Annotated in this window: 13 protein-coding genes, 2 pseudogenes and 1 riboswitch; of the genes and pseudogenes, 12 read left to right on the plus strand and 3 right to left on the minus strand. The window is 71.1% G+C overall.

Annotated elements, in window-relative coordinates:
* Positions 1-74 precede the first annotated feature (74 nt).
* The 5 genes and pseudogenes from mfd (at position 75) to ABT112_RS06220 (ending at position 6,325) form a co-directional block, all read left to right on the plus strand.
* A complete protein-coding gene (mfd, locus tag ABT112_RS06200) occupies positions 75-3,623 on the plus strand; it encodes a transcription-repair coupling factor (protein ID WP_351506082.1) in 3,549 nt (1,182 codons plus the stop codon).
* 321 nt (positions 3,624-3,944) lie between these two features.
* On the plus strand, positions 3,945-4,397 hold the full coding sequence (locus tag ABT112_RS06205; RefSeq protein WP_502975255.1) for a hypothetical protein: 453 nt from the start codon (positions 3,945-3,947) through the stop codon (positions 4,395-4,397).
* A 19-nt stretch (positions 4,398-4,416) separates the two neighbouring features.
* Positions 4,417-5,178 (plus strand): HNH endonuclease family protein, encoded by a 762-nt coding sequence (locus ABT112_RS06210; protein ID WP_351506182.1) that lies wholly within the window; start codon positions 4,417-4,419, stop codon positions 5,176-5,178.
* 247 nt (positions 5,179-5,425) lie between these two features.
* On the plus strand, positions 5,426-5,824 hold the full coding sequence (locus tag ABT112_RS06215) for a DUF6183 family protein (RefSeq protein WP_351506085.1): 399 nt from the start codon (positions 5,426-5,428) through the stop codon (positions 5,822-5,824).
* Positions 5,769-6,325: pseudogene (locus ABT112_RS06220) on the plus strand (DUF6183 family protein). The gene ABT112_RS06215 and the pseudogene ABT112_RS06220 overlap by 56 nt, the downstream one beginning before the upstream one ends.
* Positions 6,326-6,415: 90 nt before the next feature.
* Here ABT112_RS06220 and ABT112_RS06225 read toward each other — a convergent pair.
* The 3 genes from ABT112_RS06225 to ABT112_RS06235 are packed head-to-tail and all read right to left on the minus strand — an operon-like array spanning position 6,416 to position 10,343.
* The gene (locus ABT112_RS06225) at positions 6,416-7,015 is read right to left on the minus strand and encodes a DUF6262 family protein (RefSeq protein WP_351506087.1); all 600 of its coding nucleotides are present in this window, start codon (positions 7,013-7,015) and stop codon (positions 6,416-6,418) included.
* Positions 7,012-9,216, minus strand: a complete 2,205-nt coding sequence (locus ABT112_RS06230) for a tyrosine-type recombinase/integrase (protein WP_351506090.1) — start codon at positions 9,214-9,216, stop codon at positions 7,012-7,014. Before ABT112_RS06230 ends, ABT112_RS06225 begins: the two co-directional genes overlap by 4 nt.
* On the minus strand, positions 9,213-10,343 hold the full coding sequence (locus ABT112_RS06235; RefSeq protein WP_351506092.1) for a tyrosine-type recombinase/integrase: 1,131 nt from the start codon (positions 10,341-10,343) through the stop codon (positions 9,213-9,215). The genes ABT112_RS06230 and ABT112_RS06235 overlap by 4 nt, the downstream gene beginning before the upstream one ends.
* A 122-nt stretch (positions 10,344-10,465) precedes the next feature.
* Here ABT112_RS06235 and ABT112_RS06240 point away from each other — a divergent pair.
* The 7 genes and pseudogenes from ABT112_RS06240 to ABT112_RS06270 form a co-directional block, all read left to right on the plus strand.
* A pseudogene (locus ABT112_RS06240) lies at positions 10,466-10,888 on the plus strand (HNH endonuclease family protein); the annotation flags it as partial.
* 438 nt (positions 10,889-11,326) lie between these two features.
* Positions 11,327-11,986, plus strand: coding sequence for a SurA N-terminal domain-containing protein (locus ABT112_RS06245; protein WP_351506094.1), 660 nt, complete (start codon positions 11,327-11,329; stop codon positions 11,984-11,986).
* Positions 11,987-12,316: 330 nt separating this feature from the next.
* Positions 12,317-13,288, plus strand: a complete 972-nt coding sequence (locus tag ABT112_RS06250; RefSeq protein ID WP_351506096.1) for a nucleoside triphosphate pyrophosphohydrolase — start codon at positions 12,317-12,319, stop codon at positions 13,286-13,288.
* Between the two features lie 28 nt (positions 13,289-13,316).
* Entirely contained in the window at positions 13,317-13,721 is a 405-nt protein-coding gene (locus tag ABT112_RS06255; RefSeq protein ID WP_351506098.1) for a DUF6479 family protein, read from the plus strand.
* A gap of 186 nt (positions 13,722-13,907) precedes the next feature.
* Complete coding sequence (locus ABT112_RS06260; RefSeq protein ID WP_351506100.1) at positions 13,908-14,678, plus strand: lysoplasmalogenase; 771 nt, start codon at positions 13,908-13,910, stop codon at positions 14,676-14,678.
* Positions 14,679-14,866: 188 nt separating this feature from the next.
* Positions 14,867-16,252: a cytochrome P450 family protein gene (locus ABT112_RS06265; protein ID WP_351506102.1), complete on the plus strand. Its 1,386-nt coding sequence runs from the start codon at positions 14,867-14,869 to the stop codon at positions 16,250-16,252.
* Positions 16,253-16,356: 104 nt separating this feature from the next.
* Positions 16,357-17,373, plus strand: coding sequence for a transglycosylase family protein (locus ABT112_RS06270; protein WP_351506104.1), 1,017 nt, complete (start codon positions 16,357-16,359; stop codon positions 17,371-17,373).
* Between the two features lie 255 nt (positions 17,374-17,628).
* A riboswitch (cyclic di-AMP (ydaO/yuaA leader) is annotated at positions 17,629-17,800 on the plus strand.
* The last annotated feature ends 2 nt before the right edge of the window (positions 17,801-17,802 follow it).

Consider the following 17,802-nt stretch of genomic DNA (forward strand, 5'->3'; position numbering starts at 1 on the left):
GGCGGTGTGCGTTGTCCGCCGCGTTCGTCATGTCCACACGTTCGTCATGTCCACCCCGGGACGGGAAAGCCTTCATGAGCCTGCACGGTCTGCTCGACGTCGTCGTCAATGATCCCGCGCTCGCGGAAGCGGTGAAGGCAGCCGCCGACGGCAACCGCCCGCAGGTGGATCTCGTCGGCCCGCCCGCCGCCCGTCCCTTCGCCATCGCCGCTCTGGCCCGCTCGGCCGGGCGGCCCGTTCTCGCCGTGACCGCCACCGGGCGTGAGGCCGAGGACCTCGCAGCCGCCCTGCGGTCGCTGCTGCCGGCGGACGGCGTGGTCGAGTACCCGTCGTGGGAGACGCTGCCGCACGAGCGGCTCTCACCCCGGTCCGACACCGTGGGCCGGCGCCTCGCCGTGCTGCGGCGGCTGGCGCACCCGGCCCCGGACGACCCGTCCGCCGGGCCCGTCAGCGTCGTGGTGGCGCCGATCCGCTCCGTCCTGCAGCCGCAGGTCAAGGGCCTGGGCGACCTGGAGCCGGTGAGCCTGCGCGGCGGGGACAGCGCCGACCTCGGCGAGGTGACGGACGCCCTCGCCGCGGCCGCGTACTCCCGGGTCGAGCTGGTCGAGAAGCGCGGAGAATTCGCGGTGCGCGGCGGCATCCTCGACGTCTTCCCGCCCACCGAGGAGCACCCGCTCCGGATCGAGTTCTGGGGCGACGACGTCGAGGAGATCCGCTACTTCAAGGTCGCCGATCAGCGCAGCCTCGAAGTCGCCGAACACGGTCTGTGGGCGCCGCCCTGCCGCGAGCTGCTGCTCACCGAGGAGGTGCGCGCCCGCGCCGCCGCCCTCGCTGAGCAGCACCCCGAGCTCACCGAACTCCTCGGGAAGATCGCCGAGGGGATCGCCGTCGAGGGCATGGAGTCGCTGGCCCCCGTCCTGGTCGACGAGATGGAACTGCTGCTGGACGTGCTGCCCGCGGGCAGCATGGCCGTCGTCAGCGACCCCGAGCGGGTGCGCACCCGGGCCGCCGACCTGGTCGCCACCAGCCAGGAGTTCCTGCAGGCGTCCTGGGCGGCCACCGCCGGCGGCGGCGAGGCGCCCATCGATGTCGGCGCCGCCTCGCTGTGGGGCATCGCCGACGTCCGGGACCGGGCGCGCGAGCTGGGGATGATGTGGTGGACGGTGAGCCCGTTCACCACCGACACCGAGCTGGAGGGGGACGCGCTCCGGCTCGGGATGCACGCCCCCGAGAGCTACCGTGGCGACACCGCCCGGGCGCTGGCCGACACCAAGGGCTGGCTGGCCGAGGGCTGGCGCACCGTCTACGTCACCGAGGGGCACGGTCCGGCGGCCCGTACCGTCGAGGTCCTGGGCGGCGAGGGCATCGCCGCCCGGCTCGCCGACGCCGGGGGCCGGGCGGGCGACCTCGGCGAGATCGCCCCGTCCGTGGTCCATGTGGCCTGCGGCTCCATCGACTACGGCTTCATCGACCCGGGCCTGAAGCTGGCGGTGCTCACCGAGACCGACCTGTCCGGGCAGAAGGCCGCGGGCAAGGAGATGGGCCGGATGCCGGCCCGCCGCCGCAAGACCATCGACCCGCTGACCCTGGAGCCGGGCGACTTCATCGTCCACGAGCAGCACGGCGTGGGCCGGTACGTGGAGATGGTGCAGCGCACCGTCCAGGGCGCCACCCGCGAGTACCTCCTCGTCGAGTACGCCCCGGCCAAGCGCGGCCAGCCCGGCGACCGGCTGTTCGTGCCGACGGACCAGCTGGAGCAGGTCACCAAGTACGTCGGCGGCGAGGCCCCGACGCTGCACCGGCTCGGCGGAGCAGACTGGACGAAGACCAAGGCGCGGGCCAAGAAGGCCGTCAAGGAGATCGCCGCCGACCTGATCAAGCTGTACTCGGCGCGGATGGCGGCCCCCGGCCACACCTTCGGCCCGGACACCCCCTGGCAGCGCGAGCTGGAGGACGCCTTCCCGTACGCGGAGACGCCCGACCAGCTCACCACCATCGCCGAGGTCAAGGAGGACATGGAGAAGTCGGTCCCGATGGACCGGCTGATCTGCGGCGACGTCGGCTACGGCAAGACGGAGATCGCGGTCCGTGCCGCGTTCAAGGCGGTGCAGGACGGCAAGCAGGTGGCCGTCCTGGTCCCCACCACACTCCTCGTCCAGCAGCACATGGGCACCTTCTCGGACCGGTACTCCCAGTTCCCGGTGGTCACCCGCGCCCTGTCGCGGTTCCAGACCGACACCGAGGCCAAGGCCGTTCTGGAGGGCCTGAAGGACGGTTCGGTCGACATCGTGATCGGCACCCACCGGCTGTTCTCGTCCGAGACCAAGTTCAAGGACCTGGGGCTGGTCATCGTCGACGAGGAGCAGCGCTTCGGTGTCGAGCACAAGGAGCAGCTGAAGAAGCTCCGCGCCAATGTCGACGTCCTCACCATGTCGGCGACCCCGATCCCGCGGACGCTGGAGATGGCGGTCACCGGCATCCGCGAGATGTCGACGATCACCACGCCGCCGGAGGAGCGGCACCCGGTGCTGACCTTCGTCGGCCCGTACGAGCAGAAGCAGATCGGTGCGGCGATCCGCCGTGAACTGCTGCGCGAGGGCCAGGTCTTCTACATCCACAACCGGGTGGAGTCGATCGACCGGGCCGCGGCGCGGCTGCGGGAGTTCGTCCCCGAGGCGCGGATCGCCACCGCGCACGGACAGATGACGGAGGGCGCCCTCGAGCAGGTCGTGGTCGACTTCTGGGAGAAGAAGTTCGACGTGCTGGTCTCCACCACCATCGTGGAGTCCGGGATCGACATCTCCAACGCCAACACCCTGATCGTCGAGCGCGGCGACAACTTCGGCCTCTCGCAGCTCCATCAGCTGCGCGGCCGGGTGGGCCGGGGCCGGGAGCGCGGCTACGCCTACTTCCTCTACCCGCCGGAGAAGCCGCTCACCGAGACCGCCCACGAGCGGCTGGCCACCATCGCCCAGCACACCGAGATGGGCGCGGGCATGTACGTCGCGATGAAGGACCTGGAGATCCGCGGCGCGGGCAACCTGCTCGGCGGTGAACAGTCCGGCCACATCGCGGGGGTGGGCTTCGACCTGTACGTCCGCATGGTCGGCGAGGCCGTCGCCGACTACCGGGCCTCCATCGAGGGCGGTGCCGAGGAGGAACCGCCGCTGGAGGTCAAGATCGAGCTGCCGGTGGACGCGCACGTCCCGCACGACTACGCGCCCGGCGAGCGGCTGCGGCTCCAGGCCTACCGGGCGATCGCCGCCGCCACCTCGGAGGAGGACATCGCCGCGGTCCGCGAGGAGCTCACCGACCGCTACGGCAAGCTGCCGGAGCCGGTGGAGAACCTCCTCCTCGTCGCCGGACTGCGGATGCTCGCCCGCTCCTGCGGAGTCACCGACATCACCCTCCAGGGCTCCAACGTCCGCTTCTCGCCGGTGGAGTTGCGCGAGTCGCAGGAACTGCGGCTCAAGCGGCTGCACCCGCGCACGGTGCTCAAGCCGAACACGCAGCAGATCCTGGTGCCCCGCCCGGCGACGGCCCGCATCGGCGGCAAGCCGCTGGTCGGCCGCGATCTGCTGGCCTGGACGGGCGAGTTCCTGACGACGATCCTCGGCTCCTGATCCCGGGGGTGCACCACTGGGGCGTCCTGCCCCGGTGGTGCGCTGGACTCGCCCCGGCAGGCTCCTCGGGAGGAGGGCTCCTCAGGGGCGGGGCTCGTCAGGACCTCTCCGGCACCAACTCCCCGGCAGGGCAATCGGCTTGAACGGGCCGTCGGCCTGGCACCCGCCGACACCGCTGCAGCCGCTCCCGTAATCCCCCTGCAGCCGCTCCCGCAACAGCCGCGCCGCAGTATCGACCGGCGGCCGCCGTACGCAGACGCGCCCGCTCTATGCTGCCTTCGGATCGCTGGATCGTCGCAGCTCATCGTGGGGGGCCGGGCCATGCACACCGAGGGGTTCACGGATCGCGGACGGGCCGCGCGGCACGGCGCGGCAGGCGCCGCCGTGCTGCTGACCGCGGGGCTCCTGCTCACCGGCTGCAAGGGGATCGACCCGTCCGGGGACGGCGGCTCCTCGGCATCGGCCCCGACCACCGGGTCCGCACGGGCCGTCAGCCCGCTGCGGAACCCCGACGGTACGAAGCCGGGGCTCGCCGCCATCACCTCGGCGGCCGAGAAGGCGCAGGCCAGAGCCGTCATCGAGAAGCTGACGACGAAGGGCCGCGGCCCGCGGACCGGATACGACCGGGACGCGTTCGGCTACGCGTGGATGGACTCCGCGCCCGGCGGCATCCCGTTCGCGCGCAACGGCTGCGACACCCGGATTATCTCTATGCTTCACGCCGTGATGAGACTGTTCTCGCAGCGTACGTGGGGTGTGGTCGGCTGTGCGTAGTGAGAGGCACGTGAGGCACATGCCCTTGTCTACTCGCAGGAAGAGGGCCGTCCTTACGGTCGCCGTTGCCGCCGCGCTCGTCGCGGGCTGTGATGGCCTGGAGCCGGGCGGAAGCTCCGCAAGATCCGGACCGGACGTAGCTGCCGGCCAAGCGGTGAACCCGCTGATGAATCCCGACGGGACGAAGCCGGGGCTCGGCGCGCTCACGTCGGAAGCGGACAAGGCCGGCGCACGCAAGCTCATCCAAGGACTCACCACAAAGGGGCGTGGGCCGAAGACGGGCTACGAGCGGGATGAGTTCGGCTACGCGTGGATGGACACGGCGGATGGGGTGCCGCTGGCGCGGAATGGTTGTGACACGCGGAACGACTTGTTGAAACTCCATGGGCGGCACGTGCAGTTCCGTTCAGGTTCCGACTGCGTGGTCGTTGCGATGGACCTGTACGACCCGTACACCGGCAAGGACATCGACTGGAAGAAGGCGAAGGCCAACGAGGTGCAGATAGACCACGTGGTCCCGCTGTCCTACAGCTGGCAAATGGGCGCCGCCCGATGGCCGGAGAGAAAGCGCAAGCAACTGGCGAACGACGTGCTCAATTTGCTTCCTGTCGAAGGGCGCGCCAACTCGGCGAAGCGGGACTCGGGGCCCGCGTCCTGGCTGCCACCGAGCAAGCAGATTCGGTGCTCCTACGCGGTGCGGTTCGCGCAGGTCGCCGACAAGTACGAGCTCCCGGTGACGACGGCGGACAAGGCGATGATGCTGAAGCAGTGCGAAGGCTGATCGAGCCGCAGTGACCTGGGAGAATGCCATCGCTTCCGGACTGTAGGACAGATACGCTGCCTACCGTGGCTGACCACATACAAAAGATCGTGAAGAAGCTGCACCGGGACTGAAGAGTGTCACCGACGTGTGGAAGACGGCTGACCGCAAGCTGGCGCTGGGGGACTCTGCCTTCCTTACGGACTTACGGACTTACGGACCTCGGCATCGCTCTCGCTGGGGCTTACGGCTCTGACGCCGGGCGGATATGGCAGTACCGGAGCGTCTTCGACTACTTGACCGCTATGCGGCCTCCCTGCTGGCCTCCAGCCAACCGGTGGAGGAACTGGCCGTGTCGTTCAGCGGGAACGCCTCGGAGGAGCTGCGCGCTTGCCTCGTCCACGAACTGATGTTCAGGGGCGCTGACGTCACGGAGACTCCGGGGATCGCAGGGTGGGCGACGTCGCCGCACTGGAGACACCACCCGCTGGGATGGCTGCCCTTGACGCTGTCCGATGTGGCAGGGCAGCCGGATTTGCCGAGCTACAGCGCTCGCGGTGGCAGCCACTCGATGCCGTTCGGCTCGTCGGCGAATCGCGAGATGCGGGCTGATGCCGGGGCCGCATGTGCCGTCGGTCGAGGAAACGACGACCGAAGCCGCCACTAAGGGCATCGGTACCGCTGTGGCGAGCTGGGCTGAGGAGCCGAACGGCCGGATCGAGGCGCGGGTCTTCGACCTGGCAGCCCCTCTGGCAGCCGAGTCGGTACCGAGCATGTTGCTGGGACTGGGCCTGGAATGCCTGAAGGGTGCAGGGAAGAGGACCACCTTCTCGGTCGCGGCCTGCCCACCGGACCAGCATGGAGGGTCCTCTTCGCCGCCGCGTTCACAGGAGGTGCCTATGACTCCGGCGCGCGCGGTGCTTACGGACGGCTGGCCGCGTGGCAGTCCCTGGCCGGCCTCTCCGGTACTGCCGAAGGCGCCCCCGCGGAGGAGGTCGAGGCATGTGCACGGGAGTGCGCCTGGTACGGCTTCGGCGCCGACACCAAGTGGTTCGAGCGCGTGGCCTGGGACGTCGGCCTGGTCTCGCCTCTCTCCAGGACGCCGACGACTGGGCGGTGTTGGCCGCGACGGACACCGATTGAGCATGTCCGGAACCCGCTTCGGTGAAGTCCTGACCGTGGGGACGACGTGCCTTGTGGCTGTCCGGTTAACGGGGTGAGTACCGGACAACCACAAAGTGTGGCCATGCAGCACGGGTTACGGGGACGGAACGGACCGCATGGCACGGCGGAGACTGGCTCGCGCGGCGGTGAGGTCGTCCTCCGCCTCACGCAGTTGGCCCTCCAGGGCGGCGATCTGATCTCTGGCCTCTGACAGCGCTTGCTCCAGCGCGGTATTCCGCTGCTCGATCTGTTGTACCCGCTCGATCAGCTCGTGCTGGTTCACGCCCTCCAATTCGGCGCCGAGAGACAGCCTGACCCGGTTGCGGAGCCGATCGCGCTCCTTCTTGAGGTCCTTGATCTCTTCGCGGGCCAGTGCAAGGTCCGTCCGCAACCCGGCCGGGGACACCTGAGGCGCCTCCGGAGTGTGGGAGTTCTGGCGACCCCGCGTTCGCTGGGCGGTGATGCCGTCCTGAACGGCCTGGTGCACCTGAGGCTGGTTGTAGACGAACCACGTGGATACCGAGGCTTCCCGGGCTACTTGGGCGACGGTGATCCGTCGTCCCGAGCGGAGAAGACCGTCCACGGCGTCGAGCGCGCGCCTGGTCTTGTCTTCGCTGTCCTTGGAGCGGCTGACGCGCAGCCGCTCGATCCGGGCGTTCCGGTCGTTGCCACCGGAAGCAGCAGGGATTTTCATTCGGAGCTCCGTGTCGTCAGCGTCTGCAGAGGGATGAAGGCCGCTGCCGAACGTGCCTTGCGCAGCTCGCGTGAGGCGGATTCGACAACGGCCCGCTCCTCGGCGGGCAGCGCGTCGAGTTTCCGCCGCATCTCGCCGGCCGACTTCGAGTAGGCGCCGATCTGGTCATCGAGATTGCGCACGACCCAGTCGGCGGCCTCCATCGCGAGGGCGGCTTCCTTGTCGGCGCGCAGGTCCGCGATCTGCTGTTCCAGGGCGGGGAGGTAGGAGGGATCGGGGCGGTAGAAGTCGCATCCGGCGCACTGGAAGCGGATGCGGCAGTGCCCGCCGCCGGCCTTGACGTTGCTCGGTTCGGTGCAGCCGCCGTACGGCACCCCGACGCTCTCCACCTCGTAGGCGAGAGGATCGCTGAAGCCGTGAGCTGTGCCGTGCCGGTCGACGGCGAGCGCCGCGACCGTTCGTACGGCCTCCTGTTTCCGGGTGAGTGAGACCTTGTAGTAGCCCATGGTCACGTCCAGTGAACGATGGTCCATGAGTTCCCGCAGAACGTCGGGGCGGGTGCCCGCGTCCGCATGGCGCTGGGCGTACGCATGGCGAAAGCCGTACGGCACGACCTGGGTGCGGTCGTAGGCGAGCGGGGCGCCGGCCTCGTCGAGCCGGTCGTCCACAAGGTCAGGTATCAGTTCGTCGACCCAGTTCCGGAAGATCCGGTTGCAGAAATGCGAAGTGTTCAGATGCCCGCGGCGTGGACGGTTGCGCTGTCCCGGCGAAGGAAACAGCCACTGGGCGCAGGCTGGCACGGCCGGTAGCGCATCGAGCTCTTTCTGCCAGGTTTCGATCAGTTGGGCGGTGCTCTCCGAGATGGGCAGCCGACGGCCGTGACGTCGCCGCTTGTGGTTGTCGTAGATCAGCGTCGGTTTGCCGTCGACCCGCTCCAGGCAGTCGCGGTGCAGGCTGGTGACTTCGCCCGGACGGCGGCCGGTGTCCCGGAGGACCGCGTAGACCACCTGGTACATCCGCGCGAAGTCGGCGGCCGTCCAGCCGCCGCTCGCGTACCCCGTCGAGGTGCCCAGTAGACCGAGGTGCACGTCGAGCTGGGCGATGACGTGCTCGGGGATCGCACGGCCGAGATCGTCTTCGGTCACTTCCACGGCGGCGATGCTGTGGAAGCGGGGGTTGAGCGCGAACCCGCCTGGCACGTGGTCCATCATCCCGGCCTGACGGGCGTAGTCCAGAAACGTGCGCCAGTGGCGGAGCAGGGCTCTGCGGTGGCTGGTGGAGTAGTCGTGACCGTCCTCGGGACGCTTGGTGATCCGGAACAGGTCCACTACGGCGTTCATGTCGGCCATGGCGAGGAGCCCCGGCTTATCCCCGTGGGGGCGGCCTGCCAGCGCGGAGGACGCGATGGTCGCCGCGTAGACGGTCTGCCGTAGGTCCATGACGTTGGGGCGTGCCGTGCGGCCGTACTCCTTGACCAGTTCCCGCAGCCATTGCTGCCGTACCGGACGGAAGTCGATGCCGCCGTGGACAGCGGCGTACTTGCGACCGCGCCCTGCCGTCAGCCCGATGAGAGCGCACTCCCATACGTCGCCCGAGGTCGGATCGGTGCCCTCGAACTCGACGCGTGCGCGTCGGACGTGCAGGAGAACACCGTTCAGGACGCCGGAGGCCGCAGCCGGAAGCCCGGAGGGGAATGAGGCGTCCAGGTCGAGGAGCGAGCCGAGTCCGGCGGGGAGGGCGGCCACAATGCGGCGTACCCGCTGGGGGACCAGGCTGATTCCGGCGTCGTCACGCTGCTGGAGCCCGTACAAGAGCTCCTGGCGGACGGCGGGGCTCACACCCGCGAGCGAGAACTGGGAGACGCCCGGCATGGCCCCGTTCGCGGAGGTGTTGGGTCGGCGGCGGGACGGGTCCGGGATGTGCGTGGCGTCGAAGTCCGCGGGATTGCCCAGAAGGTAGCGGGCTTTACGGCAGGCGTCGCAGCGGGATCCGTTACTCGCCACATGGGTGCAACAGGCGCCTACGGAACATACGAACACGCTGGTCGTAGGGTTGCCGGGATCGGCGGTGAAGAGCGCCTGAACGGGGTCCCACTCACGCGTGCGCCAGCCCGACGGCAGGCGTGCCGCGAGCCACGACGGCCACTCCGGGTCACCGGGGAGGGCAGGAAGGGCAGGGGAGCGGAGGAGCGCAATGGTCATCGCAGCAGCTCCGACGCGAGACTTTCGACGGCCTCGACGGCCGTGCGGAGATCCTCGTCCTGGGCGTGCAGGTACACGGCCGTGCTCGCCGAGGAGGCGTGCCCCAGGAGGGTCTGTACGACGTCCGGGGCGACCCCGTTGCGGATCCAGCGGGTGGCGGCTGTGTGCCGCATCATGTGCGGCCGGGCGGTCAGACCACAGCGCCTCCCGATCCGTTCAATCACTTGCTTGGTATTGGAGTACGAGAGCGGACGCCCCGCGTGGACGCCGACGAGGTTGAGGAAGACGTAGTCACAGTCGGTGGCGCCGACTACCTGTTCACGCTCGGCGAGATGATCGCGGTATCGGTGCACCACTTCCGGTGTGAGCGGAACCATGCGAGGGCGTCCGGCCTTGGCCCGCGCCCCGTTGACGTTGTCCTGACGGGGCCTGACGTGCAGGTGCGCGCCACCGGTTCGACAGCCCAGGCGCGTGGAGTCGGGGAGCAGATGCATGTCCTCACGCCGCAGTCCAAGGGCTTCGCCGATGCGCAGGCCCGCTTCCACCAGGACGGTCAGCAGCAGCCGGTCACGCGCAGTGCGAGCGGCGTCGATGACCTGCTCCGTCTGGACGCCAGTAAGCGTCTGTGGTGCCCGCTCGATCTCCGGCGCCTTCAGGACGCGGGCTTTGACCATCAGGTGCTGGCCGCCCTCGCCGGGATCGAAGCCAGCCGGGGCGTGGGAGAGGAAGCGCGGCTCGCTGAGACGCTCGGCGACTTCGTGAGCCACATGTCCTTGAACCGCGCAGAAGCGGAGGAACTCACACACCGCAGTGAGCGTGGCGTTGACCGTCTTGCCGGAGGGAGGCCGCCCGTACTGGGTCGGGGTCTGCTCGACGTGGAACTTGAACAGACTCATGTCCCCGAGCCGGACGGCCGTCCAGTCGGTACCCCGCTCTGCGCACCAATTGAGGAAGCGGCCGATTCTAGGGATGTACGCGCGCTGTGTCTGCGGTGACCGCCCGGCTCCGCGCAGGTACAGGGAGAACTCACGGGCTTCGGGGTGAGGCGCGTACGTCTCTTCGTCGACCAGGAGCCAGGTGGTCTCGCCGGTGGTGGGCGAGACGGCCTTCTCTGTGCATAACGTCATGGACCTGCTTCCTGTCTCCGAAGTCGCTCATGTCCCTCACGGCATGACCGATAACGGTGAGGGACAGGAGTGGGTTACGGCTGTGCCTCATGTGCATCGCAGCGATGAAGGAGCTGCAGATAACCCGGAACGATCTCCTCCAGCGCGACGGGGAGCGGGTCCGCTTCCGTGCCGGCTCGGACTGCGTCGTCACCTCCCTGACCCTGCACGACCCGTACACCGGCAGAACGATCGACTGGACCAAGTCCCGCGCCATCGCCGTCCAGATCGACCACGTCATGCCGCTCTCGTACGACTGGCAGCTGGGCGCCGCCCGCTGGCCGGAGGGCAGGCGCCAGGCCATCGCCAACGATCCGCTGAACCTGATACCGGTCGACGGACCGGCCAACAGCGCCAAGCGCGACTCCGGCCCCGCGTCCTGGCTCCCGCCGAACAAGCGCATCCGCTGCTCCTACGCGGTGCGCTTCGCCCAGGTGTCGCTGAAGTACGACCTCCCGGTGACGCCGGCCGACAAGCGGATGATGCTGCGGCAGTGCGGCGGGTGACCCGGGCACGCCGGACCCGGTGAGCGGCACCCCGGGTGCCGGTGCGCCCGGCGTCCGGCACCGGGCTTCCCGTCCGGTACTGCCCCGGATCCGGCACGGCCCCCGCCCCGACCCGGCGGAGCTCCCTGAGCCGGCCCGGTCCGAGTACCGCCCGGTGCCCGGTGCCCGGACTGTCCCGTGCCCGGACGTACCACCCCGTGCCCGGTCCGAGTACCGCCCCCGTGCCCGGTCCCCGGACCGGCCCCTGCACCGGTACCGGGCGTTCCGGACGGGCCGCGTACCCAAGTGACCGCGGAATCGTTGGTCGAATCAGTGGCTACGGTCCCGCGGACTCCCTAACATCGATCAACGCCGGATCGATATGCCCGCTCGTCGCACGCCACCTCCCTCATGGAGGGTTTCGCCCGCACGCTGTGCCGATCTTTGCCGGGAGGCTTGATGCTGCCGTACCGCCCGAGGAACCGCCGGACCGCGCTCTCCGTGACCGCCGCCGCACTGCTCACCGCGTCCCCGCTGCTCACCGCCTGCGGCAGCACTCCGCACCCCGGGGCCGCGGCCGTGGTCGACGGCGACCGGATCACGGTGTCCCAGCTCCAGGACACGGTGGAGGGCGTACGGGAGGCGCAGCGCAAGGTCCCGCAGTCCGCGCAGCTCATCCAGGACACCGGGCAGCTCAGCCGGGCCACCCTGAACAGCATGATCTTCGACAAGGTGCTGGCCCGGGCGGCCGAGGACGCCGGGATCGCGGTCAGCCGGCGCGACATCCAGCAGGCGCAGACCGCAGCCGAACAGGGCGCGGGCGGCGCGGCGCGGCTGCGGGCCCTCTGGCTCCAGCAGTACGCCATCGGCCCCGGCCAGGTGACGGACACCGTCCGCAACCAGCTGGTGATGGACCGGCTGGCGCGCTCGCTCGGCGTGGAGCCCAACGACCCGAAGGGCCAGAGCAAGCTCGGCCGGGCCCTGCAGCGGGCCTCCGCCACGATGGGCATCGACGTCAATCCGCGCTACGGCACCTGGGACGAGAAGAAGGTGCTGCTCGGCACGGTGAAGGAGAGCTGGCTCCGCAAGGCCCCGCCGGCCCCCGCCGAGCCGGCCTGACGCCGCACCGCCGCAGCCGCCGCAGCCGCCGCAGCCGCCGGGCCCCGGGTCACCGCACTGCGGGCCCGTGGCCCCCGGACCGCACCGGCCCCCGGACCGCACCGGCCCCCGGACCGCACCGGGCCCCGGACCACCAGCCATCGGGCCCGTGGCCCCCGGACCACCGCACGCACCGGGACCGGGGAACGCAGAGACCGGGGAACGCAGGGGCCGGGGGGAACGCAGGGCCCGCGGAGCACCCGTGCCCGAGGGCGCACCGCGATCACCGGGCACCCGGCCCGGCCCCGACCGGGGGCCTGGCGCCCCCGCCCGGTGGGTTACGTTCGACGCGTGACTGCAGATGCCCCCGGCCGAATCGTCCTTCTCACCACCAGCCACCGGGTCGCCCCCGGGCTGCTGTCCTGGCCCGCCTGGCAGGTGCTGCACGGCGCCGACCGGGTGCTGTGCGCCGACCCGGCCCACCCGCAGCTGCCGTATCTGCGCGAGGCCGGGGTCATGGTCGAGGAGGCGGCACCGGACGCCCAGGAGCTGGTCGACGACAGCGCGGGCGGCCGCACCCTCGTCGTCATCCCGCCTGGTGAGGGCGACGCCCGGCTGACCGACGGGCTCGCCCGGCTCGCCGGATCGGGGCGGGTGCAGATGCCCGACCTGGAACTGCTCCCCGCCTCCTACGACCTGCCGGGCGCCCGCCTCCTGGACCTGGTGCAGGTCATGGACACCATCCGGGCCGAGTGCCCGTGGAGCAGCGCCCAGACCCACGAGGGCCTGGCGAAGTACGGCATCGAAGAGGCCTACGAGCTGGTGGAGGCCATCGAGGCGGGGGACCGCGAGGAGCTCCGGGAGGAGCTGGGCGACGTCCTGCTCCAGGTCGTGTTCCATGCGCGCATCGCGCAGGAGGACGCGGAGGAGCCGTTCTCCATCGACGACGTGGCGGGCACCATCGTGGAGAAGCTGATCCACCGGCACCCCCATGTCTTCGGGACGGAGACCGCCGAGAGCGCCGAGGACGTCAAGGCGCACTGGCGCCGCACGAAGGCCGCCGAGAAGCAGCGGGAGTCCGTGACGGACGGCATCCCGCTGGGGCAGCCCGCGCTGGCCCTCGCCACCAAGCTGGCCTCCCGGGTACGGACGGCGGGGCTGGAGGTGGCCGCGCCGGTGTCCGTGGGCGGCGGCGATCTCGGCGAGCGGCTGCTGTCCCTGGCCGTCCGGGCGGAGGCGGAGGGCGTCGATCCGGAATCGGCGCTGCGGGCGGCGGCCCGCGCCTACCGGGACGCCATCCGGATGGCCGAACAAGTCGACTGACCCCCCGCGACCCGGGTACTCGTCCGATATGTACCAGCAGCTGAGCTCGGACATCGCACTCCGGGACTACCTGGTCGGCATCGCCCCGCTGGTGGTCGGAATCATCGTGGTGATTCTGCTGATCGGGGCCGTGTGGCTGGGTTACCGCATCCGCTCGCGGGAGCCCGACCCGCCGCAGCAGCCCCAGCCGCGCGGCGGTGCCTGGGAGACCCAGGGCGAACACCGGAGCGGGGAGGCCCCGCCCAACCACGGGCCCGGCCACCAGGACGTGGCCCGGCCGCGCACGGATGTGTCCGAGTACCGCGAAGGGGACGAGGTCCCGCGGGACGGCATCCGGCACATGCCGTACGAATTCGGCTCCGGGTCGCGGACCAAGGACGACGGGGAGCCCCGGAAGTGGGACCACGGCGGCAGCGGCCACGGCACGGGATGACCCGGCGCGCGTGACGCGCCCGGACGGCACGCACGCCCGGCGGGACCCCGGCCGCCTCGGGCCGCGGGCCGGGGGAGAGCTGCGCCCGTGGGCCGACGGCCCACCCGCCCGACGGCCCGGTGGGAGCGGCACATCACATCACCCCACCGTTGACGGGGCATCAGCGGCATCGCGAGACTGCCTGCCATGGCGATCTTCGGGCAGGGCGGGCAGCGCAGGCGGACCGGGCAGGGCGGCTTCCGGCGGCAGGGCGTACTCCGGGCGGCGGCCGCGGCCGCACAGCAGCTGACCCGGCCCGACGGCCACGGGCGCGGTGCGCTCGCGGCGTTCGGAGTGCTCTCCGCGGCCGACCTGGTGGGCGTGAACAGCAGCCCGCGTGGCCTGCGCCGGGCCGCGAAGCCGCTGCTCATGCCCGCGCTCGCGGTCCATGTGCTGCGCCGCCGCCCCGACACCTCCGCGCCGGTCCCCAAGGCTCTCGTCGCCGGACTCGCCTTCGCCGCCGCCGGTGACACGGCGCTTCTCTTCGACGAGCACAAGCCCGCCTTCCTCCTCGGAATGGCGGCGTTCCTGGGCACCCAGGTCAGCTACACCGCGGGCTGCACCGGACTCGGCGCACTCCGCGGCATCGCGCGGAAGCCCTGGCCGGCGGTCGGCTGTCTGGCGGGCTGGGCCGCGGTGAACGCCGCCCTCGCGCCGACCCTCGACAAGCAGCTGCGGCTGCCGGTGGCCGGCTACAGCCTCGCGCTGGTCGCGATGACGGTCACCGCGCTCGGCGTGGGGGGCCGGGTCGGTGCGGGCGCCGCCGCCTTCCTGGGCTCGGACCTGCTGATCGGGCTCAAGGAGGCGGGCCGGGAGGTCCCCTCCCAGGAGGTGCTGATCATGGCCGGGTACCTCCTCGGCCAGTACCTCCTCACCTCCGGCTGGCTGGAGCACCACGACGCCCGGCAGACCGCGTAACGTCCTCCGGCTCCCAAGCCTCCCAAGCCTCCCAAGCCTCCCGGGGATCCCGGCCCCGGCTCCCGGGACACCGGCCTCCGGCCGTGGCTCCCAGGACCCCCGTTCCCGGCCCGGCTCGCAAGGCCCCGGCTCCGGCGTCCCCGCGGACGGGGCGGCGGGGCCTCCCGGCCGGGCGGTTACGGTGGAGCGTGCCCCAGGAAAACCCCGATCCGACCCCGGACGCCACCGCCCCGGACGCCTCGACTCCGGACGCCACCGCCCAAGACGCCACCGCCCCGGCCCCCGAGACCTCCGCCGCTCGGGCCCAGGACGCCTCGGACCCGGACTCCCCGCCCCAGCTCTTCGGCTGGGAGTTCGCCGCGGACCCGTATCCGGCGTACGCCTGGCTGCGCGAGCACAGTCCCGTGCACCGGACCGCGCTGCCCAGCGGCGTCGAGGCCTGGCTGGTGACCCGGTACACCGACGCCCGGCAGGCCCTCGCGGACGCCCGGCTCTCCAAGAACCCCGTCCACCACAGCGAGTCCGCCCACGCCAAGGGCAAGGTCGGCATTCCCGGCGAGCGCAGCGCCGATCTGATGACCCATCTGCTCAACATCGACCCGCCGGACCACACCCGGCTGCGCCGCCTGGTCTCCAAGGCCTTCACCCCGCGCCGGGTGGCGGAGTTCGCGCCCCGGGTGCAGGAACTGACCGACCGGCTCATCGACGGCTTCGCCGGGAACGGCTCCGCGGACCTCATCCACGACTTCGCCTTTCCCCTCCCCATCTACGCCATCTGCGACCTGCTGGGCGTACCGGCCGAGGACCAGGACGACTTCCGCGACTGGGCCGGGATGATGATCCGGCACGGCGGCGGACCGCGCGGGGGAGTGGCCCGCTCGGTCAAGAAGATGCGCTCCTACCTGGCCGAACTGATCCACCGCAAACGGGCGGAACCGGGCGACGACCTCATCTCCGGCCTGATCCGCGCCAGCGACCACGGTGAGCACCTGACCGAGGGCGAGGCGGCCGCGATGGCGTTCATCCTGCTGTTCGCCGGCTTCGAGACCACGGTGAATCTCATCGGCAACGGTATGTACGCGCTGCTGCGCCATCCCGTTCAACGGGAGCGGCTGCAGCGCTCCCTGGCGGCCGGCGAGACGGAGCTGCTCGCCACCGGCGTCGAGGAGCTGCTGCGCTACGACGGCCCCGTCGAGCTCGCCACCTGGCGCTTCGCCACCGAGCCGCTGACCCTCGGCGGGCAGCGGATCGCCGCCGGGGAGCCGGTGCTGGTGGTGCTGGCCGCGGCCGACCGCGATCCGGAGCGCTTCGACGCGCCCGGCACCCTCGACCTCGCCCGCCGCGACAACCAGCACCTGGGCTACGGCCACGGCATCCACTACTGCCTGGGCGCACCGCTCGCCCGGCTGGAGGCGCAGACCGCGCTGGCCACCCTGCTGCGCCGCCTGCCGGATATGCGACTTGCGGTGGAAACAGATGAATTGCGGTGGCGTGGCGGGCTCATCATGCGGGGACTGCGGACCCTTCCGGTGGAGTTCACCCCTACAGGAAGTGAAGGTTTGTCAACTACGTGACCAATACGTGATCTCGGCTACATCGTCTTGTGACTGCCGTGGGCCGCCGCTACTTTCAAGCGGTCCCCCCACGGCTCCCTGTCACTCGCTCGAAAGGCAACCGCATGCGTTCCGGGAACGGTCGACACCGCCGCCCCCGCCAGGCACCCGCCATCTTCGTCACCGTCGGCATGACCGGCGCGGGCATCGCGATGCCGCTGCTCGGGGCCACCGGCGCCCAGGCGGCGGACGCCGATACCTGGGACCGGGTCGCCCAGTGCGAGAGCGGCGGGCTGTGGAGCGCCAACGCCGGCAACGGCTTCTATGGCGGCCTGCAGTTCACTCAGGAGATGTGGGAGGAGCACGGCGGCCGGGACTACGCGCCGCGCGCCGACCTGGCCAGCCGCTCCCAGCAGATATCGGTGGCCGAGAAGATCCTCGCCGAGCGCGGGCCGGAGGCCTGGCCCAGTTGCGCCACCAACGCGGGGCTGCAGGAAGGGGGTGAGGCCCCCGATGTCGACCCCGGCAGCACCGAGCCGCCGGGCCCGCTGGAGTCCCTGCTGCCGCTCGACCCGGAGTACTCCGACGGCGCGTCGTCGTCCGACGGCGCCGACGACGACGCGGACCGTGCGCAGAGCGACGACGCCGATACCGACAAGGGCGACGGCGAGCAGCGCGAGGACGAGAAGAGCGGCGACGGGAAGAGCGGCGACGCGGACGGCGGCAAGAGCGGCGACGACAAGGCCGACGCCGACCGGTCCGACGAGGGCGACGGCGCGTCCGGCGGGAAGGACGGCTCGGGCCAGGGCGGCTCGGACCGGGACGGCTCGGGCAAGGGCGGCTCGGACCAGGGCGGCGAAGGCGCCGGCCGGCACCGTGGCGCCCCCGCCGACGAGCAGGAGTCCGGGGACGGGGAGCGCGACGGCGGACGGCACGCCTCACGCGGTGAGGACCGGGCCGACACGTCCGCGGACGGCCGGTACACCGTCCAACCGGGTGACAGTTTGTCGGATATCGCTCAGGAGTACGCCCTTCCCGGTGGTTGGAGCGCGCTGTACGCGTCGAACGAGGACGTCGTCGGCTCCGACGCGGACATGATTCGCCCAGGCCAGGACCTCGATCTGAGCGATTCCGAAGGGTAGTTCGAGCCCTTTCCGCCCGTTGTGGGTGCGTGAGAGAAGCATCTCATCGGCCCAACGCGCCTGTCTGGACGGCCGGATGTCCCTGTACCCGCCCTCACCTGCGGTGATGTGAGTGACGGGCGGGCAGGGAGGGGTTCGGTGGGCGGGATGTCGCACTTTGAACCCACGGGGCCGGTGTGCTTACCGTCGTGTCCGCTCGCCACCGCGGGCGCCTTCGACCGTCACGCCGAATCCTGCCGGCGGCCGGAGGGAATCGTCGCGAAAGCGCCGTAGGCAGGAGCGGGGGACCCAAGGTAAGTGCCGGACACGTCCGTTGAAGGATGAACGGGCCGACCGGCTAGGGGTGAAGCCCGGTGCGCAGGCACCGGGCCGGGCACTCACAGCCCGAACCCGACAGCTCACCTCGCAGGCGTCGGTGAGGAGACCGTT

This window comes from Streptomyces sp. NPDC002055, from assembly GCF_040296705.1.
Lineage (GTDB): Bacteria > Actinomycetota > Actinomycetes > Streptomycetales > Streptomycetaceae > Streptomyces.